At 67.5% G+C, this 26043-nt stretch carries 21 protein-coding genes and 1 other RNA gene; 16 read left to right on the plus strand and 6 right to left on the minus strand.

Annotated features, from left to right (window positions below):
- Positions 1-227 precede the first annotated feature (227 nt).
- From sdhC to QE363_RS17715, 6 genes are all read left to right on the plus strand, one after another.
- Positions 228-638 carry a succinate dehydrogenase, cytochrome b556 subunit gene (gene sdhC / locus QE363_RS17690; protein WP_307100800.1) on the plus strand — a complete coding sequence of 137 codons (411 nt, stop codon included), beginning with the start codon at positions 228-230 and terminating at the stop codon, positions 636-638.
- Entirely contained in the window at positions 638-1021 is a 384-nt protein-coding gene (sdhD, locus tag QE363_RS17695; RefSeq protein ID WP_306998429.1) for a succinate dehydrogenase, hydrophobic membrane anchor protein, read from the plus strand. Before sdhC ends, sdhD begins: the two co-directional genes overlap by 1 nt.
- Positions 1021-2829, plus strand: a complete 1809-nt coding sequence (gene sdhA, locus QE363_RS17700; protein ID WP_309697391.1) for a succinate dehydrogenase flavoprotein subunit — start codon at positions 1021-1023, stop codon at positions 2827-2829. Before sdhD ends, sdhA begins: the two co-directional genes overlap by 1 nt.
- A gap of 290 nt (positions 2830-3119) precedes the next feature.
- On the plus strand, positions 3120-3893 hold the full coding sequence (gene otsB / locus QE363_RS17705; protein WP_309697393.1) for a trehalose-phosphatase: 774 nt from the start codon (positions 3120-3122) through the stop codon (positions 3891-3893).
- Complete coding sequence (locus QE363_RS17710) at positions 3890-5671, plus strand: glycoside hydrolase family 15 protein (RefSeq protein WP_307100809.1); 1782 nt, start codon at positions 3890-3892, stop codon at positions 5669-5671. Before otsB ends, QE363_RS17710 begins: the two co-directional genes overlap by 4 nt.
- A complete protein-coding gene (locus QE363_RS17715) occupies positions 5668-7083 on the plus strand; it encodes a trehalose-6-phosphate synthase (protein ID WP_309697395.1) in 1416 nt (471 codons plus the stop codon). The genes QE363_RS17710 and QE363_RS17715 overlap by 4 nt, the downstream gene beginning before the upstream one ends.
- A 135-nt stretch (positions 7084-7218) precedes the next feature.
- Here the strand turns inward: QE363_RS17715 and QE363_RS17720 are convergent, their stop codons facing one another.
- Both QE363_RS17720 and QE363_RS17725 read right to left on the minus strand, forming a co-directional pair.
- Positions 7219-8322 carry a mechanosensitive ion channel domain-containing protein gene (locus QE363_RS17720; protein ID WP_309697398.1) on the minus strand — a complete coding sequence of 368 codons (1104 nt, stop codon included), beginning with the start codon at positions 8320-8322 and terminating at the stop codon, positions 7219-7221.
- A gap of 208 nt (positions 8323-8530) precedes the next feature.
- Complete coding sequence (locus tag QE363_RS17725; RefSeq protein WP_309697401.1) at positions 8531-9223, minus strand: hypothetical protein; 693 nt, start codon at positions 9221-9223, stop codon at positions 8531-8533.
- A gap of 131 nt (positions 9224-9354) precedes the next feature.
- Here QE363_RS17725 and QE363_RS17730 point away from each other — a divergent pair, with 131 nt between their 5' ends.
- From QE363_RS17730 to QE363_RS17745, 4 genes are all read left to right on the plus strand, one after another.
- Complete coding sequence (locus QE363_RS17730; protein ID WP_309697403.1) at positions 9355-10023, plus strand: response regulator transcription factor; 669 nt, start codon at positions 9355-9357, stop codon at positions 10021-10023.
- A 2-nt stretch (positions 10024-10025) separates the two neighbouring features.
- Positions 10026-11393 carry a HAMP domain-containing sensor histidine kinase gene (locus QE363_RS17735; protein WP_309697405.1) on the plus strand — a complete coding sequence of 456 codons (1368 nt, stop codon included), beginning with the start codon at positions 10026-10028 and terminating at the stop codon, positions 11391-11393.
- A gap of 10 nt (positions 11394-11403) precedes the next feature.
- Positions 11404-13002, plus strand: a complete 1599-nt coding sequence (gene treF, locus QE363_RS17740) for an alpha,alpha-trehalase TreF (protein WP_309697406.1) — start codon at positions 11404-11406, stop codon at positions 13000-13002.
- A 66-nt stretch (positions 13003-13068) separates the two neighbouring features.
- Positions 13069-14352 (plus strand): Hsp70 family protein, encoded by a 1284-nt coding sequence (locus QE363_RS17745; protein ID WP_309697409.1) that lies wholly within the window; start codon positions 13069-13071, stop codon positions 14350-14352.
- A gap of 127 nt (positions 14353-14479) precedes the next feature.
- Here the strand turns inward: QE363_RS17745 and QE363_RS17750 are convergent, their stop codons facing one another.
- Both QE363_RS17750 and QE363_RS17755 read right to left on the minus strand, forming a co-directional pair.
- Complete coding sequence (locus tag QE363_RS17750) at positions 14480-16867, minus strand: TonB-dependent receptor domain-containing protein (RefSeq protein WP_309697411.1); 2388 nt, start codon at positions 16865-16867, stop codon at positions 14480-14482.
- Between the two features lie 330 nt (positions 16868-17197).
- Positions 17198-19456: an NADP-dependent malic enzyme gene (locus tag QE363_RS17755; protein WP_307100826.1), complete on the minus strand. Its 2259-nt coding sequence runs from the start codon at positions 19454-19456 to the stop codon at positions 17198-17200.
- Between the two features lie 133 nt (positions 19457-19589).
- Between QE363_RS17755 and QE363_RS17760 the strand changes: the two genes are divergently transcribed.
- From QE363_RS17760 to mutS, 3 genes are read left to right on the plus strand one after another with little or no spacing between them, the layout of a single operon-like run.
- A complete protein-coding gene (locus QE363_RS17760; RefSeq protein ID WP_309697415.1) occupies positions 19590-19775 on the plus strand; it encodes an antitoxin in 186 nt (61 codons plus the stop codon).
- Positions 19754-20038 (plus strand): type II toxin-antitoxin system RelE/ParE family toxin, encoded by a 285-nt coding sequence (locus QE363_RS17765; RefSeq protein WP_307100830.1) that lies wholly within the window; start codon positions 19754-19756, stop codon positions 20036-20038. The genes QE363_RS17760 and QE363_RS17765 overlap by 22 nt, the downstream gene beginning before the upstream one ends.
- A gap of 14 nt (positions 20039-20052) precedes the next feature.
- Complete coding sequence (mutS, locus tag QE363_RS17770) at positions 20053-22623, plus strand: DNA mismatch repair protein MutS (RefSeq protein WP_309698239.1); 2571 nt, start codon at positions 20053-20055, stop codon at positions 22621-22623.
- 337 nt (positions 22624-22960) lie between these two features.
- Here the strand turns inward: mutS and ssrA are convergent.
- Positions 22961-23348: a transfer-messenger RNA gene (ssrA, locus tag QE363_RS17775) on the minus strand.
- Between the two features lie 36 nt (positions 23349-23384).
- Here ssrA and QE363_RS17780 point away from each other — a divergent pair.
- Positions 23385-23816, plus strand: coding sequence for an Rrf2 family transcriptional regulator (locus QE363_RS17780; RefSeq protein WP_309697417.1), 432 nt, complete (start codon positions 23385-23387; stop codon positions 23814-23816).
- 162 nt (positions 23817-23978) lie between these two features.
- Here QE363_RS17780 and mscL read toward each other — a convergent pair whose 3' ends face one another.
- Positions 23979-24431: a large conductance mechanosensitive channel protein MscL gene (mscL, locus tag QE363_RS17785; protein ID WP_307100834.1), complete on the minus strand. Its 453-nt coding sequence runs from the start codon at positions 24429-24431 to the stop codon at positions 23979-23981.
- 108 nt (positions 24432-24539) lie between these two features.
- On the opposite strand from mscL, the gene QE363_RS17790 reads away from it, so the two are divergent.
- Both QE363_RS17790 and QE363_RS17795 read left to right on the plus strand, forming a co-directional pair.
- Positions 24540-25133, plus strand: coding sequence for a LemA family protein (locus QE363_RS17790; RefSeq protein ID WP_307100835.1), 594 nt, complete (start codon positions 24540-24542; stop codon positions 25131-25133).
- A gap of 10 nt (positions 25134-25143) precedes the next feature.
- Positions 25144-26043: a TPM domain-containing protein gene (locus QE363_RS17795; protein WP_309697420.1), complete on the plus strand. Its 900-nt coding sequence runs from the start codon at positions 25144-25146 to the stop codon at positions 26041-26043.

Consider the following 26043-nt stretch of genomic DNA (forward strand, 5'->3'; position numbering starts at 1 on the left):
ATTGGGCTGGGACTTGGGCACGCAGGCTCCCCGTTTCAGGCACTTGGAATCGTTCGATGCGACCTTGCGTGAAAAGCGTTAAGGGGCGGTTAGCCGCGTTGCGCCCCTCCCCTGCCCGCCATCCCGGCCCGCAATCAATCTCGCCTCGCGACTTGCATCCTGTCGGCGTCTTCACCATAGGCGTATCCGCAAACCAGCCCGACTTTAGACTGTTCGAGGATCTGCCCTTGGCCGCCCGCAACACCGCACGCCCGCTCTCCCCGCATCTCCAGATCTGGAAATGGGGTCCCAACATGCTGGTCTCCATCCTGCACCGCGCCACCGGCACGGGCATGGCGACCGTGGGTGCGGCGCTTCTCGTCTGGTTCCTGGCGGCCGTCGCCGCGGGGCCGGAAAGCTATGCGACGTTCCGCGACGTCTTCACCGTCGAGTCGGGCAGGCTGAACATCATCGGCTATGTCGTCGGCATCGGCCTGACCGCCTGCCTGTTCCAGCACATGGCCAACGGCATCCGCCACCTGTTCATGGATGTCGGCGCGGGCTTCGAGCTGAAGTCGAACAAGCGTCAGGCGCAAGCCACCATCGTCTTCGCCGTCGTGATGACGGTCGCCTTCTGGCTCTATCTGGGGATCAAGTGATGCGTTCCGGAACCGCGATCGGCCGCGTGCGCGGCCTGGGCTCGGCCAAGTCGGGCACCCATCACTGGTTGAACCAGCGCCTGACGGCGGGCTCCAACTTCCTGCTGGTCGTCTGGCTGCTGATCTCGATCCTGCGCCAGCCGTCCTTCGACTATGCCTCGGTCCATCTGTGGCTGGCCAATCCCTGGGCCGCCATCCCGATGGCGATGCTGGTCGCCTCGATCTTCTACCATATGCGCCTGGGGCTGCAGGTCGTGATCGAGGATTATGAGCAGGACCAGAACCGGGTCGCGCTGCTCGTCGTCATGAACCTGTTCGTCTTCACGATCGCCGCCATCGCCATTTTCTCGATCCTCAAGATCGCCTTCGGAGCCGCTGCATAATGTCCGCTGCCGCTTACAAGATCATCGACCATACCTATGACGCCGTCGTCGTGGGTGCGGGCGGCTCGGGCCTGCGCGCCACCATGGGCATCGCCGAGGCGGGTCTGAAGACCGCCTGCATCACCAAGGTGTTCCCGACGCGCAGCCACACCGTCGCCGCCCAAGGCGGCATCGCCGCGTCGCTCGGCAACATGGGTCCGGACCATTGGACCTGGCACATGTACGACACCGTCAAGGGGTCGGACTGGCTGGGCGACCAGGATGCGATCGAATATCTGTGCCGCGAGGCGCCCGCCGCCGTGTACGAGCTGGAGCACGCTGGCGTGCCGTTCAGCCGCACCGAAGAGGGCAAGATCTATCAGCGCCCGTTCGGCGGCATGATGCAGAATATGGGCGAAGGCCCCCCTGCGCAGCGCACTTGCGCGGCCGCCGACCGTACCGGCCATGCCATGCTGCACGCGCTGTACCAGCAGTCGCTGAAATATGACGCGGACTTCTTCATCGAATATTTCGCGCTCGACCTGATCATGGACGATCAGGGCAATTGCCGCGGCGTGATCGCGCTGTGCATGGAAGACGGGTCGATCCACCGTTTCCGCGCGCACAATGTCGTGCTGGCGACCGGCGGCTATGGCCGCTGCTATTTCTCGGCCACCTCGGCGCACACCTGCACGGGTGACGGCGGCGGCATGGTGCTGCGCGCAGGGCTCCCGCTCCAGGACATGGAGTTCGTGCAGTTCCACCCGACCGGCATCTACGGCGCGGGCGTCCTCATCACCGAGGGTGCACGCGGCGAAGGCGGCTACCTCACCAACTCCGAGGGCGAGCGCTTCATGGAGCGTTACGCGCCGTCGGCCAAGGACTTGGCCAGCCGCGACGTCGTGTCGCGTTCGATGGCGATGGAAATCCGCGAAGGGCGCGGCGTCGGCAAGGAGGGAGATCATATCTACCTCCATCTCGACCATATCGACCCGAAGGTGCTGGCCGAGCGCCTGCCCGGCATCACCGAGACCGGCAAGATCTTCGCCGGTGTCGACCTGACCCGCCAGCCGCTGCCCGTCACGCCGACCGTCCACTATAATATGGGCGGCATTCCGACGAACTATCATGGCGAAGTCGTCCGCCTGAAGGACGGCAACCCGGATTCAGTCGTCCCCGGCCTGTTCGCGGTCGGCGAAGCGGCCTGCGTGTCGGTGCACGGCGCGAACCGCCTGGGCTCCAACTCGCTGATCGACCTCGTGGTGTTCGGCCGTGCGACCGGCCTGCGCATCAAGGACACGCTGAAGCCCGGCACGCCGCATGCGCCGCTGCCCAAGGGTTCGGAAGAGCTGGCGCTGGGCCGTCTGGATCACTTCCGCAACGCCGCCGGTGGCTCGACCACCGCGCAGGTGCGCAGCGAGATGCAGAAGACGATGCAGCGCCACTGCGCCGTGTTCCGCACCGACGAGCTGCTGACCGAAGGTCGTCAGATGATCCGCGCCACCTATGACCGGATGAAGGACATCGGGATCAAGGATCGCTCGCTGATCTGGAACACCGATCTGGTCGAGACGCTGGAGCTGGACAATCTCATCAGCCAGGCGGTGGTGACGATGGAATCGGCGCTGAACCGCAAGGAAAGCCGCGGTGCGCATGTGAACGAGGACTTCCCCGAGCGCGACGACGCCAACTGGATGAAGCACACCGTCGCGACCTTCGACGGCTGGGGCGGCCAGGGCGGCGGTGTCGCGATCGACTATCGCCCGGTCCACGACTACACGCTGACCGACGATATCGAGTATATCAAGCCGAAGAAGCGGGTCTACTAAGGCCAGGTTTTTATGGTTCGGAATAAAGGGGCTGGCGAGCGATCGCCGGCCCTTTTTTGTTTTCGGATCGCTCATCGCAGCGTCCTCTTCTTACTCCCCTCCCGCAGGCGGGAGGGGTTGGGGGAGGGAAAGCCCCAAGCGATGTCGCCCGTGGAGAGAGCCCTCCCCCCATCCCCCTCCCGCCTGCGGGAGGGGGAGCGCCCAGCCGCGCGCGATATACACTGTCCGACCATACGTAATCATTTCGCATGCGCAGCGGAACGCGAGCGGCGGGGATGGGTTCACTCGGCATGTCCGCATCCGCTATGCTTTCGTCCATGCTGGCCGACCTCGCCCCGCCCCCGCCCCGCCTGTCCACCGAGGACAGCCTGTTCCTCGACTTCGACGGCACCCTCGTCGACCTCGCCGACAATCCCGAGGGGGTGCATGTCAGCACCGCGCTCGCCGATCGGCTGGATGCGCTGGCTGCGCATATGCCCGGCCGTCTCGCCATCGTCAGCGGCCGCTCGATCGCGCAGCTCGATGCGCTGTTCGGCCCGCAGGCGCAGCATTTCACGCTGGCGGGCAGCCACGGTGCCGAGCGCCGCAGCCCCGAGGATGGCCATAGCCGTCCCGAAAAGCCCGACCACCTTGCCACCGCGACCGAGGAGATGCGCGCGGTGGCCGAGGCGAACGATCTGTATTTCGAAACCAAGAGCTTCGGCGCGGGGCTGCATTATCGCCGCAATCCGCAGGCCGAACCGCTCGCCTTGCGCGAAGCCGCCGCCATCGCCGAGCGCCATGGCCTGACCCTGCAACCCGGCAAGATGATGGTCGAGATCCGCCTGCCCGGCGACAAGGGCCAGGCGATCGAAACCTTGATGGAAAGGCCCGCCATGCGCGGCACCATCCCGATCTTCTTCGGCGACGACGTGACCGACGAGGACGGCTTCGCCGCCGCCGCCGCACTCGGCGGTGCCGGCGTGCTGGTCGGCCCGATGCGCGAAACCGCCGCGCGCTACCGCCTGCCCGATGTCGCCGCCGTCCACTCATGGCTCGCCCAAGCGCTGGAGAATGCCGAATGACGCAACAGGATCTGAATCTCTGGCCGATCGGCAATTGCCAGGTTTCCGCGCTGATCGACTCGACCGGGCGGTTCGTCTGGGGCTGCGTGCCGCGCGTCGATGGCGACCCGGCCTTTTGTGCGCTGCTAGGCGATGGCGAGCCGGAGACGGGCTATTGGGCGATCGAGCTGGAAGACCGGGTCTCGACCACGCAAGGTTATCTGCGCAACACCCCGATCCTGGTCACCACCCATATGGACGACCGGGGCAACGGCATCGAGATCACCGATTTCTGCCCGCGTTTCTCGCGCGAGGGCCGCGTCTATCGCCCGACCAGCTATGTGCGGATCGTGCGGCCGATCGGCAGCCCCCGCATCCGCATCGCGCTTCGCGTCGCGACCGACTGGGGCACGCCTACCGAGCGGACGCAGGGGTCCAACCATATCCGCTATCTGATGACGCAGCAGACGCTGCGCCTGACCACCGACGCGCCGGTCGGCCATATCGCCGCCGAGCAATGGTTCCGGCTGGAACGCCCGATCCATATGTTCCTGGGCCCGGACGAGAGCTTCGCGGGCGTGCTGAGCGAGGCCAGCCGCGCCATGCTGGAGCGCACCACCCATGAATGGCATCACTGGGTGCGCGGGCTTGCGACCCCGGTCGAGTGGCAGGCCGTCGTCATCCGCGCCGCGATCACCCTGAAGCTGTGCCAGCATGAGGAAACCGGCGCGATCGTCGCCGCGCTGACCACCTCTTTGCCCGAACATGCCGATTCGGGGCGCAACTGGGACTATCGCTACTGCTGGATCAGGGACGCCTATTACACCGTTCAGGCACTCAACCGGCTGGGTGCGCTCGACGTGCTGGAGGGGTATCTCGAATATCTCCGCAACATCGTCGACGCTGCGCGGGGCGGGCATATCCAGCCGCTCTACGGCGTCGGCGGCGAGGCGACGCTGGTCGAGCGGATCGAGACCAAGCTCCCCGGCTACCGCGCCATGGGGCCGGTGCGCGTCGGCAACCAGGCCTATGAGCAGATCCAGCACGATGCGTACGGCCAGATCGTGCTGTCCGACGTGCAGGCCTTCTTCGACACCCGCCTGTTCCGCATGTCGGGGGTCGAGGATTTCCACTCGCTGGAACGCGTCGGCGAGCGCGCCTGGGCCAAATATGACCAGCCCGATGCGGGGCTGTGGGAGCTGCGCACCAAGAGCCATGTGCACACCTATTCCGCCGCCATGTGCTGGGCGGCGTGCGATCGCCTCGCCAATGCCGCGCAGGCGCTGGGGCTGGAGGAGCGGCGTGCCTTTTGGCAGGAGCGCGCCGACCTGATGCGCGAGACGATCGAACAGGCGGCATGGCGCCCCGAAACGCAGCGCATGTCGGCGACCTTCGGCGGCGACGATCTGGACGCCAGCATCATCCAGCTGCTCGACCTGCGTTTTCTTTCGCCCGACGATCCCCGCTTCCGCTCGACGCTGGATGCGGTCGAAAAGGGGCTGCGCCGGGGCAGCCATATGTTGCGCTATGCGACCGAGGATGACTTCGGCCTGCCCCATACCGCGTTCAACGTTTGCACCTTCTGGCTGATTGAAGCGTTGTATGTGACGGGCCGTCATGCCGACGCCCGCGCGCTGTTCGAGGAGATGGTGGCGCGCTGCACCCCCGCCGGGCTTCTGTCCGAGGATATCGACCCGAATACGGGCGAGCTGTGGGGGAATTATCCGCAAACCTATTCGCTGGTCGGCCTGATCAACTGCGCCGTCCTGCTGAGTAAACCATGGAGTGCCGTGCGATGAGTCGCCTGATCGTCATCTCGAACCGGGTCCAGCCGCCCACCACCGGGCCGGGCGGAAATCAGGGCGGGCTGGCGGTCGCACTTCTCGCCGCGCTGCGCGAACAGGGTGGCATCTGGTTCGGCTGGTCGGGGGAGACCACCGAGGAGTTCAGCGGCCATATCAACTTCCAGCAGGGCGGCGGCGTCACCACCGCGACCATCGACCTGGAAGAGCAGGATATCGACGAATATTATAACGGCTATGCCAACCGGACGCTGTGGCCGCTCTTCCACTATCGCATCGACCTGACCGAGTTCGAGCGCGACTTCGACTCCGGCTATGCCCGCGTCAACGAGCGCTTCGCCGATACGGTGCAGCCGCTGATCGAGCCCGACGATCTGGTCTGGGTCCATGACTATCACCTGATCCCGCTGGGCCGCGATCTGCGCAAGCGGGGGTTCAAGAACCGGATCGGCTTCTTCCTCCACATCCCCTGGCCGCCGGTGCGGCTGCTGATGTCGCTACCCAGCCATCGCAAGCTGGTGGAATCGCTCTTCGCCTATGACGTGGTGGGTTTCCATACCGAGGACTGGCTGGACAGCTTCCGCGACTATGTGACCAAGGAGCTGGGCGGCACGCTGGGCGAGAATGGCGCGGTGACGTGGAACGGCAAGACCATCCAGGCGATCCGCGCGCCGATCGGCATCGAGACCAAGGAGTTTGAGGAAGCCGCCAGCGGCCACGACGCCCGTTTCGCGCGCGAACGCATGTATATGTCGGCGACCGGCCGCAGCCTGATCGTCGGGGTCGACCGGCTCGACTATTCCAAGGGGCTGGCCGAGCGGTTCCTGGGTTACGAACGCTTCCTGGCGCAGAACCCGGAACGGCGCGCGCTGGTCTATATGCTCCAGATCGCACCGCCCAGCCGTGAGAAGGTGAACACCTATCAGGAGATCCGCGCCAATCTCGATGCGCTGTCGGGGCGGATCAACGGCGAATATGCCGATATCGACTGGGTGCCGATCCGCTACGTCAACAAGGGGTTTCCGCGGCCGGTGCTGGCGGGCATCTATCGCGCGGCGCGGATCGGGCTGGTGACGCCCTTGCGCGACGGGATGAACCTGGTCGCCAAGGAATATGTCGCGGCGCAGGACCCGGACGATCCCGGCGTGCTGATCCTGTCGCGCTTCGCAGGCGCGGCCGAGCAGCTGAAGGACGCGGTCCTCATCAATCCCTATAGCGCCGAGGAAATGTCCGACGCCATCGTCCAGGCGCTGACCATGCCGCGCGACGAACGCATCCGGCGCTGGGAGAGCCTGATCGACAATGTCCGGCGCGAAGACGTGTTCTGGTGGTGCGAACTGTTCCTCGCCGCGCTGCGCGGGGATCAGGCGCAGGACGAAGCGAAGGCGATCGAGGCGGCGGCTTCTTAAACTCCTCCCCTGTAAGGGGAGGTGGCGCGCGTACCGCGTCGGAGGGGAGTGGCAGGTCAAACCCGCCCGCGGGTTTGAGGATTGCCGGGGGCAATCCGGCATGCCACTCGCTATCGATAGCGGGACACCCCTCCGTCAGGGCTGACGCCCTGCCACCTCCCCTTGCAGGGGAGGAATTTGCGAATGATGCTCCAACCGCCGTTTGGGCAGTGCCTCGGGCATCTCGCGCCGGATATATTCCAGCAGCCCCTCGCGTATCTCGCAGCGCAGGTCGAAGGCGATCGCCGCATCGCGCGCGGTCATCAGCCCGCGCACCTCGATCGAGTCGGGCTTCACATCGGTCACCTGCATGTTGAAGAACCGCCGGTCCCAGCGCGCGCTCGCCTCGACCAGTTCGCCCATCTTCTGGCGCAACCGGGGAATGTCCGCCGCCGGGTCGAGATACCAGAAGACAGACCCCAGCAGCTGACTGGTCTCGCGCGTCCAGTTCTGGAAGCTGTTCTCCAGGAACTTGGCGACCGGTACGACCAGCCGCCGCTCGTCCCAGATGCGCACGACGACGAAGGTCAGGTGAATCTGTTCGATCCGCCCCCATTCATTGTCGATGATGACCACGTCGTCGAGGCGGATGGGCTCGGTAAAGGCCATCTGCACGCCCGCGATCAGGTTCTTGAGCGCGGGCTGCGCGGCGGCACCGACGACCAGACCCGCGATACCCGCCGAGGCCATCAGCGTGACGCCGATGGTGCGGATACCGGGTACGCTGAGCAGCATCAGGCAGACGGTCAGGAACACGATCAGGAAGATGCCGATCCGCCCCAATATCTGTGCCCGCGTCCGCTTGCGCCGGGCGCGCAGATTATCCTCGACGCTGATGTCGGCGCGCAGGTAGACGACGCCCTGAAGCGCGCGCAGCCCCGCCACCGCCAGCCAGCCGAGAAGTGCCGGCACGCAAAAGCCCAGCGCCTGCCGCCATATCTCGCGCCCGTCGCTGGACATCGGGACCAGTCGCATCGCGAAGCTGACCGCGATGGCGATCGCGACCCAGCGCAAGGGCTGACGGATATGTTCGAGGACCAGATCGTCGCTCTGGCTGGCGGTCCGCCGCGCGGCATGCCCCGCGATCCGCATCGCGACGCTGTGGACCAGCACCGCGATCAGGATCGCGACCGCAATGATCGTCACATGTTGAAGCCACAGCCATTCGGCCGGAATGTCGAGCGATCGAAGCCAGCGCATGGGGTGCTAAAGGGTCAAGGGGGCGAAGGTTCCTTTTGGTTGCCGGATTCCCTTGGCCTTCGACTTCGCTCAGGCTGAACGGAGTGAGGGCGGAGCCAAACTCCCAACCTCCGTTCAGCCTGAGCGAAGTCGAAGGCCACGCCCCACCCCTACCCAACACGAAAACGCCCCCCGACCAAAGCCGGAGGGCATCCTCGTCAAACCCCGATCACCGCGCCGGGCGAACCGCCCCCGTGGGGGCGGGAGCCGGAGCTCCGGCGGGCGGCGGGGGCGGCGGTACGGGGGCGCCCTGCGGGGCCTGGCCGTTCACCGGGGGCGGCGGAGGCGGGGGCACGGCACCCGGGACCGCCGGACCACCCGGTGCGCAGCCACCCGGCGGCGGGGGCGGAGGAGCACCGGGACCACCCGGCGCACCCGGACCGCCGGGCGGCGGCGGAGGCGGCGGCGGGCCGTCGCCACGCGGGCCACCGGGGCCACCGGGACCGCGCGGACCACCCGGCGGAGGCGGGGGCGGGCCCACCGGCGTCACCGTCCCTTGCGGGTTGACCAGATACTGGGCGTGCATCAGCCCGTCGTCGTAGCGGCCCTGCACCATCACGTTGCTGCCGACCGCCGGCATCGCGTCACGGTCGCCGGCGACCATCGCGCGGCCGGTGGCGTCCTGCACCACGAAGCGGTCGCCAAAGACCTCGGCCACCCGCCCCTTGGCGGTGACGATGCCGCTGGTCGAGGCCAGCTTGGCGATCGGCGTCGGAATGGTCGGCGCCATGGTGACGGTCGGCCGGGTCATCGAGACGGCGGCGGCACCGCCACCCGCGCCCAGCGTGATCAGGGCCGCTGCGGCGACGGCCAGCGGGGCCTTGCCTTGCAGCCGGGGAGTCGGGAAATTCCATCGAGACATGCTGTCCTCCTTGGTTGATGTCCCGCTTTTAGGTGATTCGCCCCGATGCCCGCTGAACCACGCGGTTCAGATTGGGTTTAAGCAATCGGCCAATAGCCGGGGTCGGTCGGGGACAAGAGGGAAAGGGGATCATGCGTATCCTGTTGGTCGAGGATGACGCCGCTTTGGGCCCCGCCATCGCGCGCGCGCTGCGGGCCGAGCATTGCGCGGTCGACCTGTTCGCCAGCGGCGTCGATGCGGGCCATGCGGGCGACACCGAAATCTATGACGCCGCCGTGCTCGACCTCGGCCTGCCCGATGGCGACGGCATGACCCTGCTCCGCCAGTGGCGCGAGGCGGGGCGGGCCCTGCCCGTACTGATCCTGACCGCGCGCGACGGCTGGTCGGACAAGGTGGCGGGGTTCAAGGCAGGGGCGGACGATTATCTGACCAAGCCCTTCCGCGTCGAGGAACTGGTGATGCGGCTGCGCGCGCTGGTCCGCCGCTCGGCGGGCCATGCCCAGCCGCGCCTGACCTGCGGCCCCCTGTCCTTCGACAGCCAGACCGGGCAGTTCGAGCTGGACGGCCTGCCGCTGAAGCTGACCGCGTTCGAATGGCGCGTCCTGTCCGCGCTGATGCTGCGCAAGGAGGCGGTGATCCCCCGGCTGGAACTGCTCGAGCGGGTCTATGAGGGCGATGCCGATGTCGATTCCAACAGCCTGGAGGTGATCGTCGGGCGGTTGCGCAAGAAGGTCGGCGCGGCGCTGATCGAGACGGTGCGCGGGCTGGGCTATCGCCTGACCGCCGGTGAGTCCGCATGAGGATGCCGCGTTCGATCCATGGCCGGATGATCGTCATCTCGGGCACCGCGATCCTCGCCGCGCTGCTGCTCGCGGGCTGGGCGCTGACCAGCGCGCTGGAGGGGATCGTGACGCGCGGGCTGGACCAGCGGCTCGATTCGGAGATCGCCGTCCTCGCCGCCGCGATCGGGCCGGACGGACGGGTCGACCGGGCGCGCATCGCCGATCGTCGCGGGCTGCTGGAGCCCGAGCCCGGCTGGCGCTGGCGGATCGTGGGGCCCGACGGCACGCTGGGATCGGGCGATTTCCCGCCGCTCGTCGCGCCGCATCCCCCCGGCCCCGGCCCCAGCCCGGACCCTGACAAAGCCGGTCGTCCCCCCGCCCCTCCGCCACCGGGCCCCGCCATCCAAGGCCCCCGCCCCGCCGAGGGTCGGACCGAACAGGGCGTGCGCGTCCATGCCCGGCAGATCGCCATCCCCTCCTCGCGCGGGCCCGTGACGATCACCGCCGCCGCCCCGCGCGCGGTCGTCGCGCAGCCGATCCGCGCCGCGCTGGTCCCGTTGCTGGCGATGCTGGCCGGGCTGGGGGTGTTGCTGGCGGCGACGAGCCTGATCCAGCTGCGACTGGGGCTGCGCCCGTTGCGGCGGCTGCGCGATCAGGTGGCGGCGATCCGGGGCGGCACGCTGAGCCAGGTCGATGAGGACCAGCCCGCCGAGCTTCGCCCGCTCGCGGTCGAACTCAACGCGATGGCCGCCGATAGCGAACGCGCGCTTGCCACCGCCCGCGCCTCCGCCGCCAATCTGGCGCATGCGCTCAAGACGCCGGTCGCCACGCTGGCGCTCGATCTGGCGGATGATCCGCCCCGCGCGGCACAGGTCGCGCGGATCGATGCCACCATTCGCCATCACCTCGCGCGGGCGCGGGTCCAGAACGGGGCGGTGCGCGCCGCGACCGCGCTGGCCCCCGCGATCCGCGACCTGACCCATGCGATCGGGCGGCTCCATGCCGATCGCGGCATCACCCTGTCCGCCGACCTGCCCGACGATCTGGCGGTCGCGATGGACGCGCAGGATCTGGACGAGGTCGCGGGCAATCTGATCGACAATGCCGCCCGCCATGCCCGCACCCGCGTCCTGATCGCGGCGCGGGCGGAAGAACGGCAGATCCGCCTGACCGTGTCGGACGACGGCCCCGGCATCGCCGAGGCGGACCGGATTCGCGCGACCCAGGCGGGGGCGCGGCTGGACGAGCGGGGCGACGGGCATGGCTTCGGCCTGTCGATCGCGCGCGAACTGGCCGAGCTTCATGGCGGGCGACTGATCCTCGACGAAGCGGCGGGGGGCGGGCTGGCCGCCACCGTGCTGCTGCCCCGCGCCGCCCGCACCGCCTAGACAGGAGAGCATGATGATCCCCCGCCCCGCCCGCCTCCGCCCGATATGCCTGCTCCCCATGCTGGCACTGCTGCTCCAGGCGCAGACGCCGGTTCCGGTCGCGCCGCCCTCGCCCGCCGACATTTATGGCCCGCTATTCGCCGCGGTGCAGGAGGCGCAGGTCTTTCCCGACGGCAAGACCTTCGCCGATGCGGTGCCGCGCGAAGAGCCGCAGGCGATCCTGGCCGCCTATGCGCGTGAGAAGCCGGTAAACAAGGCGGCGCTGGCGGCCTTCGTCCACCGTCATTTCTCGGTGCGCGGCGACGAGGCAAAGGCCCGCCCGCCGCTGCGCGCGCGTATCCGCGATCTCTGGCCCGTGCTGGGCCGCGCGCCCTTCGCCGCGACGCCGGGCTCCTCCGCGCTGGGACTGAACCGTGGCTATGTCGTGCCCGGCGACCGGTTTCAGGAAATCTATTACTGGGACAGCTATTTCACGATGCTGGGGCTGAAGGCCGATGGCCAGGCGCCGCTGGTCGAGGCGATGCTCGCCAATTTCGTCGATCTGGTCGAGCGGTACGGCCATGTCCCGAACGGCACGCGCAGCTATTATCTCAGCCGGTCGCAGCCGCCGTTCCTGGCGCTGATGATGGACCTGTCCGACGATCGCGACCCGGCGCTGGCGAAGCGGCGGCTGGCGGCACTGATCCGCGAGCATGACTATTGGATGGCGGGGGCGGACTGCCTGGATGCCACCGACGCCTGCCGGCATGTCGTGCGGATGCCCGATGGCAGCCTGCTGAACCGCTATTGGGATGCGCGCGATACGCCGCGCGACGAGAGCTGGCGCGAGGATCGCGAAACCGCCGCCAGGGCCGCGCCCCGCCCCGCCGCGATCGTGCAGCGCGACCTGCGCGCGGCGGCGGAGTCGGGCTGGGACTTCAGCTCGCGCTGGCTGGGCGACCCGATGCGATTGGAGACGATCCGCACCACCGATATCGTGCCTGTCGACCTCAACAGCCTGTTGTGGATCGGCGAAACCCGCATCGCCGCGCGGGCCAGGGCCGCCGGGGACGACGCGACCGCGCAGCGTTTCGCCGCCATGGCGTCGCGGCGAAAGGCGGCGATCGACCGCTATCTCTGGGTCGCCGGGGAACGGCGTTTCGCCGATTGGGACCGAGTGGCCCGGCGCCCCACGGCGGCACGCACCGCCGCCTCGCTCTTCCCGCTGTTCGCCGGGCTGGCGAGTGCCGGGCAGGCGCGCGCGGTCGCCGCATCCACCCGCGCCACCCTGGTCGGCGAAGGCGGGCTGCGCACCACCAATATCCGGTCGGGCCAGCAATGGGATTCCCCCAATGGCTGGGCGCCGCTGCAATGGATCGCGGTCGAGGGGCTGGGCCGCTATGGCGAACAGGCACTGGCCAGGGACATTGCCCGCCGCTGGATCGCGACCGTCGCGCGGACCTATGCCGAGACGGGAAAGCTGCTGGAAAAATACGATGTCGAGGAACGGCGGCCCGGCGGCGGCGGGGAATATCCGACGCAGGACGGGTTCGGATGGACCAACGGGGTTACGGCGGCGATGCTGGAGCGGTGGCCGGATCTGATCCCGTCGGATGGTGCGCCCCGATAAGGGGTTCGCGGGGAGGCACGAACAAAAACTCTCCCCCCGCCCCGGACTTCGTGTAGCGGACCCCGCATGACCGACATTCCGCACACCGTCCTGGGCATCGACTTCGGCACCACCAACTCGGTCATCGCGCGTGCCGAGGGCGGGCAGTCGCATCTCGTCCCCCTCAAGGGGCCCAAGGACGCCGATCCGGTCTTCCGTTCGGCGCTGTGCTTCTGGGAGGATGACGGGATCGCGGTCGAGGCGGGGCCCTGGGCGATCGCCGAATATCTCGACTTTCCGGGGGGCAGCCGCTTCATCCAGTCGTTCAAGTCGGTCGCCGCCTCGCCCGTGTTCGAGCATGCGACGGTGTTCGACAAACGCTATCGCTTCGAGGAACTGGGTCGCACCTTTCTCGACCGGATGGCGGCGCATGGCGGCGGCGCCCTGGACGGCAAGGCGGCGCGGATCGTGGTCGGGCGGCCGGTGGAATATGCCGGGCACCGCCCCGACGAGGCGCTGGCCCGCCAGCGTTACGACGCCATGTTCGCGCGGCTGGGGGCGGATATCCACTATGTCTATGAACCGCTGGGCGCGGCGTTCAGCTATGCCTCGCGGATCACCGAGCCCGCGACCGTCTTGGTCGCCGATTTCGGCGGCGGCACCAGCGACTTTTCGATCGTCCGCATCGCCGCGCCCGGCGCCGAACGTCGCTGCGAGCCGCTGGGCCATGCCGGTGTCGGCATTGCGGGCGATCGGTTCGACCAGCGGCTGATCGATCACCTCGTCCTGCCGCTGCTGGGCGCGGGCGGCCAATATCGGTCGTTCGACAAGGTGCTGGAGATTCCGCGCGGCTATTTCGCCGATTTCGGCGACTGGTCGCGCCTTGCGCTGATGCGCAACCGCAAGACGCTGGCCGAGCTGGAGAAATTGCGCCGCGCCGCGCTCTGCCCGGACGCGATCGGGCGGATGATCGCGATCATCGAGGAGGAGCAGGGATACCGGCTCTACGACGCGGTCGGCCGGGTGAAGCGCGACCTGTCGGCGGCGGAGGAGGCGCGGTTCCGGTTCGAGGGCGGCGGCCTGTCGATCGAGGCGGGTGTCAGCCGGAAGGATTTCGAAAACTGGATCGCCCCCGATCTGGCGCGGATCGAACAGGCGGTCGACCGGGCGATGACGGCGGCGGCGACCGGGCCCGAGCGGATCGACCAGGTGTTCCTGACCGGCGGCACCTCGCTGATGCCCGCGATCCGGCGGATGTTCGAGATGCGCTTCGGTGAGGGCAAGATCGCGACCGGCGGCGAACTCACCTCGATCGCGCATGGCCTGGCGCTGATCGGCGAGCAGCCGGATATCGGGGCCTGGGCGGTGTAAAAGCCCCTCCCGCAGGCAAGAGGGGTTTGGGGAGGGCAAGGCCGCGAGCGCTGGTCTCGGTGAGACTCCCTGCCCTCCCCCATCCCCTCCCGCCTGCGGGAGGGGAGCGTCCCACGCATAGGTTCTATCAGAACCCCTTTTTCAGCGTCACGAACCACTGGCGCGGCGCGCCGGCGAGCAGCGTCTGGTTGTCGCCGCTGGCGGTGAAGCCGTTGGTGCCGATGGTCGAGATATAGCGCTTGTCGGTCAGGTTGGTCACGCTGCCCTCGATCGAGAAGCCGCCCCAGGCCGCCGGGAAGCGATAGCCGATGCTGGCATCGACCAGCACGCGACCCGCCACCGACTGGTCGTTCAGATAGGTGAAGTAGCGCTTCGACATATAATCCGCGCCGACCCGGCCGAAGAACCGGCTGTCGTCATAGACCAGCTCGCCCTTGACCATGTTCTGCGGCGTGTCGACGACATAGCGCCCCTTCTCCGCCAGCAGATTGCCCGAACCGTCGCGCACCGTCTGCTGATAGGTCGCATGATTGTAGGAATAGCTGGCCAGCGCCGAGAAGGCCGGGGTCAGGCGGTAGAAGGCCGAAACCTCCCCGCCATAGCTTTCCACGCCGCCGACATTGTTCAGCGTCGGCGGAATGCCCTGGATCGCGGTGCCGACCGAATAGGTCAGCAGGCGGTCGGAGAAGTCGATATAATAGCCGACCGCCGACAATTGCAGCCCGCCGGTGCGATAGCGGAGGCCACCCTCCGCCGTCTTGGACTTTTCGGGGCGCACCGTGTTGGCCACGGCATTGAACGCCGCCTGGCTGATCGAGAAGGGCGGCGCGGTCGCGGCGGCGACGAAGGCGCGCATATTCTCGGTATAGCTGGCGAAGACCTCCGCCTGGTTGCCCAGGTGCAGCACCGCGCCGATCTGCGGCAGGAACCAGTCCTGGCTCTTGATCCGACCGCGCGCCAGCGTGCCCGCCAGCACATTGGCCTGGTTGCGCACGCGCATCCCCTTCCAGCCGCCATTGATGGTCAGCTGGCCGATGTCGAGCGTGTCGCCGACCGAATATTGCAGCGTCTCGGTGTCGTACTTGCCGTTCCACGCGGTCGACATCGGATTGCTCTGATAGTCCAGCGCGTTGCGGTTCGGCGTCGCGGTGTCGGTCATGCCATAGAGGCGACGCGCCTGGTGCAGCGTGTTGCTCTCATACCAGCCGGTCAGCGCCAGCGTGTTGGCGCCGGTGGTCAACGCCAGCTTGGCGATGGTCCCTGCGCGGTCGAGGCTGTACTGGGTCGTGCGGAAGGACAGCGGCGCGGGGTTGGTGATCGGCGTGCCATCGGCATTGGGCGCGCCCAGCGTGGTCGGGCTGTAGGGCGTGATCCACGACCCCTGTCCCTTGTTATGATGATAATAGCTGGTCGAGGTCAGCGACAGGCTGTCGGTCAGCTTGGCGTCGAAGGTCACGCCGCCCAGATAGTCGCGGCGCAGACCCGCCGCATCATAATAGCCGTCGTCCAGCGTGATGCCGCTCGGCAGGCCGATCCCGACCCCGGCATAGGGCGCGGAAAAGCCGTTCAGCGAACCGTTCGCCTTCTGATAGGCCGCCGCCGCCGCGCCGTTGGTGGCCTGCTTGGCATAGAGGATCGCCAGCGGATAGTTGTTGCTGATATTGTCGTTGAAATAGCCGCGACGCTTGATGATATCGAGGCTCAGGTCCTGATAGTCGTTCTCGCGACGGTCGGAGAAGTTGAAGAAGCCGGTGATCGAGCCGCGATCGCCGAAATCCTTGACGATCTTGGCATTGGCCTGATGCTGGCGCTGGCTGCCATAGCCCTTCCACTTGTCGGTGGTCAGATAGGCATAGCTCAGATAGCCCTTCAGCCCGCCGCCCAGGTCGCCGCTGTCGACACGGATGAAAGCGCGCGCGGTATCGTTGCTGCCATAGGTGCCCGACGCGGCGATCCCGGCCGTGTCCGACGGGGTGCGGCTGGTGAACTGGATGGTGCCGCCCAGATTGCTGGTCGAGGCGGTGCCCAGCGCGCCCGCGCCCTGCGCGACGCTGGTCGAGGCGATATTCTCCGAGATGATCGCGCGGCTGATGTGCAGGCCGTTGGTCGGGCCATAGCTCATATCGCCCAGCGGCACGCCGTCCAGGGTGAAGCCCAGCTGGTTCTGGTTGAACCCGCGCAGCGAGATCTTGGTCGACCATTCATAGGCGCCGAAGGGATCGGCCGACTGGAAGTTCACGCCCGGCAGCTTCGAGATCGCCTTGAGCGGCGACGTGCCGGGGGTCAGCCGGTCGAGATCGGCGGCGGTGACGGTCTGGACCTGGCGGCTCTGGCCGAAGCCCAGCACCACGACATCGCCCGAATTGCCCGACTGATCGGTATCGGTCGTGCTGGGGTCGGCGACCACCGGGTCGCTCGCCGTGCCGGTAACAGCGGCCTGCGCGGGCAACCCCTGCGCCGCGACGCCGGGTGCGATCAGCGCGACCGTCGCGACACCGACCAGATACTTCACCATGATGTTTCGCCCCCAAATGGCTCGTTAACCCAATGGAGCGGGCGCATGGGACCGGCGCGTGACATCATGGCGACAGCGTAATGACCGGTTTGTGACGGCCTGCCGTTGTGGCTTTGCGGTCACGTACTTTTCCTCCCCTGCAAGGGGAGGGGGACCAGCGAAGCTGGTGGAGGGGTGTCACCACTTGCGAGGATGGCGGAACCTTGCACAGCGGGACACCCCTCCGTCAGGGCTTCGCCCTGCCACCTCCCCTTGCAGGGGAGGAAAAAAAGGGGGCCGGACAACCCGCGTTGCCCAGCCCCCTTTCCTGCCCTCAAGCCGAAGAGAAGATCAGCGCGCGATGCCGCCCGCCGCCAGCACCGCCAGCGTGACCAGGTCACCGGCGGTCGAGGTCATCGGCGCGATCTGCACCGGCTTTTCCATGCCGATCAGCATCGGGCCGATCATGCTGTCGCCGCCCAGTTCGCGCAGCAGCTTGGCCGAGATATTGGCAGACTGGAGACCCGGCATGATGAGGACGTTCGCCGGACCCGACAGGCGCGAGAAGGGGAAGTTCGCCATCTGCTTCGGGTTCAGGGCGACGTCGGGGGCCATGTCGCCTTCATATTCGAAACCGACCTGCCGCTTGTCGAGCTCCGCCACGCCGTCGCGGATATTGTCGATCCACTGCCCCTCGGGATTGCCGAAGGTCGAATAGGACAGGAAGGCCACGCGCGGCTCATGCCCCATGCGGCGCGCCACTGCCGCGGTGCGCTCGGCGATGTCGGCCAGTTCCTCGGCGGAGGGGCGTTCGTTGACCGTGGTGTCGGCGATGAAGACGGTGTGGCTCTGTCCGACGAGCAGATGGATGCCGAACGGCACCTTGCCGTCGACCGGATCGATGACCCGGCGGATCTCGCGGAAGCTCTGCGCATAGGTGCGGGTGATGCCGGTGATCATCGCATCCGCCATGCCCAGCTGCAGCATGACCGAACCGAAGATGTTGCGGTCCTGGTTGATCAACCGCTCGGCATCGCGCTTCAGGTAACCGCGCCGCTGGAGCCGCTCATAGAGGAAGTCGACCATCTGCGGCACCATCTCCGAGGTGCGGCTGTTATGGACTTCATATTCCTTGGGGTTGGTGACGCCCAGCGCGGCCAGACGGTCATAGACGTCGTCGCGCCCGACCAAGACCGGGATGCCGTAACCGCCTTCCTTGAAGGCAATGGCGGCGCGCAGCACCACCTCTTCCTCGCCCTCGGCGAACAGCACGCGCTTGGGGTGCGCCTTGGCGCCCTCATAGGCCAGCGTCAGGACCGAGGTGGTCGGGTTGAGACGCGCGCGCAGCTTCTGGCGATAGGCGTCCATGTCGAGGATCGGCCGCGTCGCCACGCCCGAATCCATCGCCGCCTTGGCCACCGCCGAGGGGACCAGCTCCATCAGGCGCGGATCGAACGGCGCAGGGATGATATATTCGGGGCCGAAGCTGTGCTGCGTGCCATAAGCCAGCGCGACCTCTTCGGGCACGCGCTGGCGCGCCAGTTCGGCGATGGCGTTGGCGGCGGCAATCTTCATCTCGTCATTGATGCCGGTCGCGCGCACGTCGAGCGCGCCGCGGAAGATGAAGGGGAAGCCGATGACGTTGTTGACCTGGTTCGGATAGTCCGACCGCCCGGTCGCGACGATGGCGTCGGGGCGCGCCGCCTTGGCGAGTTCGGGGCGGATTTCCGGTTCCGGGTTCGCCATCGCGAAGATGATCGGCGAGGGCGCCATGTCCTTGACCATCTCGGGCTTGAGCGCACCTGCGGCCGAAAGCCCCAGAAACACGTCCGCGCCGTGCAGCGCTTCGGTCAGGGTGCGGCGGTCGGTGACGGCGGCGTGCGCCGACTGCCACTGGTTGATGTCGTCGCGGCCCTGATAGATGACGCCGGTGCGGTCGCACATGATGACATTGTCATGCCGGACGCCCATCGCCTTCATCAGCTCGGTACAGGCGATCGCCGCCGCGCCCGCGCCGTTGACGACGACCTTGATCTCGTCCAGCCGCCGCTTGGTCAGCAGGCAGGCGTTGATGAGACCCGCCGCGCAGATGATCGCGGTGCCGTGCTGGTCGTCATGGAAGACCGGGATGTTCATCCGCTCGCGCAGCGTCTGCTCGATGATGAAGCATTCGGGGGCCTTGATGTCTTCCAGATTGATGCCGCCGAAGCTCGGCTCCATCAGTTCGATCGCGTCGATGATCCGGTCGACATCCTCGGTCTTCAGCTCGATATCGATCGAGTCGACATCGGCGAAGCGCTTGAAGAGCACCGCCTTGCCCTCCATCACCGGCTTGGAGGCGAGCGCGCCGAGATTACCGAGGCCCAGGATCGCGGTGCCGTTGGAGATGACCGCGACCAGATTGCCCTTGGCGGTATAGTCATAGGCGGTGGCGGGATCGTCGGCGATGGCCAGCACCGGCACCGCGACGCCGGGCGAATAGGCCAACGCCAGGTCGCGCTGCGTCGCCATCGGCTTGGACGCGATGATCTCGATCTTGCCGGGCCGTCCCTCGGAATGGAACAGCAGGGCCTCGCGCTCGGAGAACTGATCGGTGGGTTCGTCGGTCATGCGCGCGGCCTTCGATGCTGTGGATACTAAGGACGCTACGGCTCTTGAAGGTTTCGGACACGGCTGACAACCCTGTCACGCAGCCCTTTTGCCGCCCTAGGCAAGTCCGGGCATCAGCCTTATACGTTCATCCATGGAGCATGAGCCGAGCATTTTCGAGCAGCGTGACGAGGCGGCGGAAGCGCTGTCGCTGGAACGCGCTCGGGCGGATTACGCCGCCGGGCGCTATCATGACCACGCCACCGTTTCCGCCTGGCTCCGCACCTGGGGAACCCCGAACCGCAAATCGTTTCGCGAATGGCTCAAGTCGTCTGGCTGAACGAGGCCCTCGACCAGCTCGATCTCATCGTCGCCTATCTGGAAGCCTTTGATCCCGAGGCCGCCGCTCGAATCGCGCAGCGACTCGTGGATCTTGGCGAAAGCCTGCGAGACTTTCCTCGCCGTGGCCGTCCCGCTGCGGATGGCACCCGCGAGCTGGTGACGGTTCCCCCTTACATTCTCAGCTATGACGTGAACGGCGACATCGTATCGATCGTCGGCATCCGCCATGGTGCACGCAATCTGGATTCTCGCCCCCAATGACCACCCCCACCCCGATGATGGCCCAGTATCTGACGCTGAAGGCCGAGGCCGAGGATTGCCTGCTCTTCTATCGCATGGGCGATTTTTTCGAGCTGTTCTTCGACGATGCGCGGATCGCCTCGGGCGTGCTCGACATCGCGCTGACCTCGCGCGGGGAGCATGGCGGTGAGAAGATTCCGATGTGCGGCGTGCCCGTCCATGCCGCGACCGCCTATCTGCAACGGCTGATCAAGGCGGGTCACCGCGTCGCCATTGCCGAGCAGACCGAGACCCCCGCCGAGGCCAAGGCGCGCGGCGGGTCCAAGGCGCTGGTCGCGCGCGGCATCGTGCGCGTCGTCACGGCGGGCACGCTGACCGAGGAAGCGCTGCTCGACGCCAAGTGCGACAATTGGTGCGTCGCGATCGGCGAGGCGGGCGGCGCGGTGGCGCTGGCCGCCGCCGACATCTCGACCGGGCGGTTCGTGGTGATCGACGTGAAGGCGGATGCGCTGGGGGCCGAACTCGCCCGCCTGGCCGCCGCCGAGGTGGTCGCGGCCGAGAATGCTGCTCATGCCGAAGCGGCCACCACGCTGCGCCCTTCCGCCACGTTCGACAGCGGCCAGGGCGAGGATCGGCTCAAGCGGCTCTACGGCGTCGCCACGCTGGACGGGTTCGGGCAGTTCAGCCGCGCGGGACTGTCGGCGGCGGGCGGGCTGGTCGCCTATCTCGACCACACCGCCAAGGGCGCGCTGCCCTTCCTGCGCCCGCCGGTATTGATGCAGGCGGCCGGGGCGATGGCGATCGATGCGGCGACGCGCGAGAGCCTGGAGCTGACCCAGACGGCGAACGGCCAGCGCAAGGGCTCGCTGCTCGACGCGGTGGACCGGACGGTGACGGGCGCAGGCGCCCGCGCGCTGGCCGGGGATATCGGCGCGCCGTTGATGGACCGCGACGCGATCGAGGCCCGGCTCGACCTCGTGCAGCATTTCCATGACGATGCCGCGCTTCGCGAGCGGCTGCGCGCGGCGCTGCGGGCGCTGCCCGATATCGGCCGTGCGATCGGGCGGATCGCGGCGGGGCGCGGTTCTCCCCGCGATCTGGGACAGTTGCGCGACGGGCTCGACGGGGCCTGGGCATTGTCCGAACAGTTGAGCGACGGCCCTCCCCTGTTGCGCGAGACGACGCCGCGCCTGCGCGGGCATGGCGAACTGATCGACCTGCTGCGCCGCGCGCTGGTTCCATCGCCCCCCATCGAGGCCAGCGAAGGGGGCTATATCGCGGCGGGTTATGACGTCGCGCTCGACGATCTGCGCGATGCGGGCGCAGGCGGCCGCCGCGCCATCGCCGCGCTGGAGGCGGAGTTCCGCCAGAAGACCGGCATCACCGCGCTCAAGATCCGCCACAACGGCGTGCTCGGCTATCATGTCGAGGTGCCCGCGCGGTCGGCCGATGCGCTGATGAAGCCGGATTCGGGCTTCACCCACCGCCAGACGCTGGCGGGCGTGGTCCGCTTCAACACGCCCGAGCTGCACGAGGTCGCCAGCAAGGTCGCGCAGGCCGGTGCTCATGCGCTGGCCGCCGAGGCCGCGCATCTGGAGGAGTTGACCGCCGCCGCGCTCGCCTCGCGCGAAGCCATCGCCGCGACGGCGGACGCGCTCGCCCGGCTCGACGTGGCGAGCGGCCTGGCCGAACGCGCGGTCGAGGGCGGCTGGGTGCGGCCCGAGCTGGTCAACCATAGCTGTTTCGAGGTGACGGGCGGCCGCCATCCCGTGGTCGAGGCGGCGGTGGCGCGCTCGGGCGAGCGGTTCGTGGCCAATGACTGTTCGCTGTCGGAGGCTTCGCGGCTCTGGCTCGTGACGGGCCCGAACATGGGCGGCAAGTCGACCTTCCTCCGCCAGAACGCATTGATCGCGGTCTTGGCGCAGGCGGGCTCCTATGTCCCGGCCACCCAGGCGAAGATCGGGCTGGTCGACCGGCTGTTCAGCCGGGTCGGCGCGTCGGACAATCTCGCGCGGGGCCGCTCCACCTTCATGGTCGAGATGGTCGAGACCGCCGCGATCCTGGCGCAGGCGACCCCGCGCAGCTTCGTCATCCTGGACGAAGTGGGGCGCGGCACCTCCACCTATGACGGCCTCGCCATCGCCTGGGCGGTGGTGGAGGCGATCCATGAGGATAATCGCTGCCGCTGCCTGTTCGCGACCCATTATCACGAACTGACCCGGCTGGCGGAACGCTGCGAGGCGCTGTCGCTGCACCATGTCCGGGCGCGTGAGTGGAAGGGCGAGTTGGTCCTGCTGCACGAGGTGTCCGAAGGCCCGGCGGATCGCTCCTATGGCCTGGCCGTCGCACGCCTTGCAGGCATGCCGCCGACGACGGTCGCGCGCGCGAAGGCGGTGCTCGCCAAGCTAGAGGCGGGCCGGGCCAAGACCGGCGGGCTGGCGGCGGGGCTGGACGACCTCCCCCTCTTCGCCGCCGCCGCGCAGGCCGAGGAAGAACAGTGCGACGCGATCCGGGCCGAGGTGGAGAAGCTGGACGTCGACAGCCTGTCGCCGCGCGAGGCGCTGGATGCGCTGTACCGGTTGAAGGCCTTGGCGCGGGAGGGGTAACCTGCTCCCGTCTTCCACCCCGGAGGAGGCCGGGGCCCAGTTGCGGTGAAAGCCCGGGGCGCGAGCAATTTGCCTCCCCCGCACCGTATAGCGCACCATCCACTGCGTCGAACCTGGGCCCCGGCCTTCGCCGGGGTCAAGGAATGTGTGGTTTTCCTCACCCCGTTCAGCCTGAGCGAAGTCGAAGGCCACGCCCCATCGCCCCGCCGCGAGCCTCGCCCGTGCACTTCGACTTCGCTCAGTGCGAACGGACGTTGGGAGGGCAGCCGACCAGCAAGCATCCACCCGCCGCCTACCCCAAGGCCCAGGAAGATTCGGCTCACCCAAAAATTCGGAAAGTGGGGAGCTTCTGTTGCCCGGTGCTCCCCGTACCGCTGGAATCCGATTCTGTTGCCCGGTTCGGTCCAACCGCGCTATCTTGGTGTAATCTCAGGCCGTGAGGCCCTCAATTACGCCGCAATCGCGAGTGCTTCGTTATCGTTGGCACTTGTGTGTATGGGCCGTTGCGGTGGTCCCATTCCGAACGAAAACAGCGCTTTTCAACACACGTCGATCCTGGTTCGGCCCCGTCAGAAACGGTGTCCAAGTACACCACCTTTTATGGTGGAGCCGCCGGGTACTGCCCCCGGGTCCGCTGCGTCTATTACTCGCCGCAGTTTATCGTCATAGCCGGGTGAAACCCGGCACGAAGAGATATAGTTAGCCATGCGCGTTTACGCAAATGCCTTTCGCTCGCCCCATTTTGGGTCCATGGAAGCGCCATGTTGACCCAGCGGTCCCGTTATGCGTTGCGCGCGATGCTGTTCCTTGCGGAAATGCCCGTCGAAGGGCCGCCGACCTCGATGACGCGCATCGCGGCCGAGGCGAATGTGCCGCGCAAGTTCCTGGAACTGATCCTCGCCGATCTGAAGGGCGCGAATCTGCTCGACAGCCAGCGGGGCAAGATGGGCGGATACCGGCTCGCGCGCCCGGCGCATCTGATCTCGCTGGGCGACATCATCCGCACGATCGAGGGGCCGCTGGCGCTGGTCCCCTGCGTCAGCCGGACCGCCTATCGCCCCTGCAACGACTGCAAGAGCGAGGCGGACTGCGCCATCCGTCATGCGATGATGCGCGTGCGCGACGAAACGGCGCGGATTCTCGACGGCACCAGCCTGGCGGATGCCACCGCCAAGAAGCTGGCGGCGGCGTAAACGTCTTCACCTCACCCAACGCAGCGCCACCCCGGCGAAGGCCGGGGTCCAGTTGCGGTGGAATTCGCGAAGGCGGCAAGCCTTTGCCTCCCACGCACCGCAAAGGGCACCACGAACGTGGTGGCACCTGGGCCCCGGCCTCCGCCGGGGCGGCAGGTCGACTCAGGAACGCCGCGCACGCAGTTCGTCGCGGATCTCGCGGAGCAGCGCGATATCGGTCGGCTCGGCCTTGGGCTCCTCAGCCGCCTTGGCCTTTTCCTTCTCGAAGAGCGTCGTCGCGCGGTTCACCGTGCGGACCAGCAGGAAGATGATGAAGGCGACGATGACGAAATTGACCGCCTGGGTCACGAACGCGCCGTAACCGAGCAGCGGCACCCCCGCCTTCTTCAGCGCGGCATAATCGGTCAGCGAGCCCGTATAGCTGGCGGGGATCGGCCCCATGCGCAGGAAATAGCTGGAGAAATCCAGCCCCCCGAAAATCTTTCCGATCACCGGCATCAGCACGTCGTCGGTCAGCGAGGTCACGATCTTGCTGAACGCCGCCCCGATGATGACCGCCACCGCCAGGTCGAGGACATTGCCCCGCGCGATGAAGGCGCGAAATTCTTTTAGCATCGCCAACTCCCTCCGTTCGATGAGCGTTACGCCTATCGTCGCTTTTCCCCTTCGCCAAGCGGGGTCGGCGTCTTATATGGATCGGACAGTTGACGGAGGAATATTCGAATGCGTCGTCCCGTTCTTGCCCTGACCCCGGTCGTGATGGCCGTCGCCCTGTCCGGCTGCGGCATGAACAGCGTGCCCACGGCGGAGGAAAATGCGAAGGCGAAATGGGCGGACGTCCAGGCCGCCTATCAGCGCCGCGCCAACCTGATCCCCAACCTCGAAGCGACGGTGAAGGGCGCCGCCGCGTCCGAAAAGGCGATCCTGACCGATGTGGTCAACGCCCGCGCCAAGGCGACCTCGGTCCAGGTCAGCGCCGACGACCTGTCCGACCCCGCCAAGATGCAGCAGTTCGCACAGGCCCAGGGCCAGCTCAGCGGTTCGCTCGGCCGGTTGCTCGCCAATGTCGAGGCCTATCCGAACCTGAAGAGCCAGGACAATTTCCAGACCTTCATGAGCCAGCTCGAGGGCACCGAGAACCGCATCAACATCGCGATCCGCGACTATAATGGCGCGGTGCAGGAATATAACACCCGCATCCGCACCTTCCCCGACGCGATCGGCGCGAAGGTCTTCTACGGCGCCAAGCCGATCACCCCCTATCAGGCGACGACGCCGGGGGCCGAGAATGCGCCCAAGGTGAATTTCGGCAGCTGATCGGGCACTCATGACCCGGTTCACCCGGTTGCTTCGCCCGGTCCTCGGGCTCTGGCTGATCCTCTGCGCCGTCCCCGTGATGGCGCAGAGCTTTCCCAAGTTCGACGGCCTGGTCGTCGATGCGGCGAACAAGATCGACCCCGCCACCAAGGCGCAGCTCGAACAGAAGCTGGAGGCGCTGCAAAAGGATACCGGCCGCCAGCTGGTAGTCGCGACCATCCCCGATCTTCAGGGCTATCCGATCGAGGATTATGGCTATCGGCTGGGCCGGGCCTGGGGTGTCGGCCTGAAGGACGCGGATAACGGCGCGATCCTGTTCGTAGCGCCCAATGAGGGCAAGGGCCAGCGCGGCCCCCGGCTGGAGGTCGGGCGCGGGCTGGAGCCGATCCTGACCGACGCCTGGTCGTCGCAGATGATCCGCACCCTGATGATCCCGCGCCTGCGTGAATCGAGCGATATATCGGGTGCGCTGAATGCGGGCGCGGACGCGGTGATCGCGCAGCTCCGCGCCTCGCCCGAGGAAGCCCAGGCCAAGGTGGCCGAGGCGGCGAAGCAGTTCGACCGCCAGCACCGGCGCGGCGGCGGCGATTCCAACGGCTTTCCGATCCTGATCGTCCTGGTCATCTTCATCGGCGGCTTCGTCCTGCTGTCCATCCTGCGCCGCAAACAGGGCCAGCGTTTCCACGATGACGATGACGACGATCGTGGCGGCGGTGGCGGGCGACGCGGCGGAGGCGGCTGGCCGATCATTCTCTGGGGTCCCGGCTGGGGCAGCGGTGGCGGGTCGGGCGGCGGCTGGAGCTCGGGCGGATCATCGGGCGGCGGCAGCGACGGATCATGGTTCGGCGGCGGCTTTACCGGCGGCGGCGGCGGGGATTTCGGCGGCGGCGGCGCTTCGGGGGATTGGTGA

The sequence above is a fragment of the Sphingomonas sp. SORGH_AS_0870 genome (assembly GCF_031453175.1).
In the GTDB taxonomy this organism is placed as follows: Bacteria; Pseudomonadota; Alphaproteobacteria; order Sphingomonadales; family Sphingomonadaceae; genus Sphingomonas.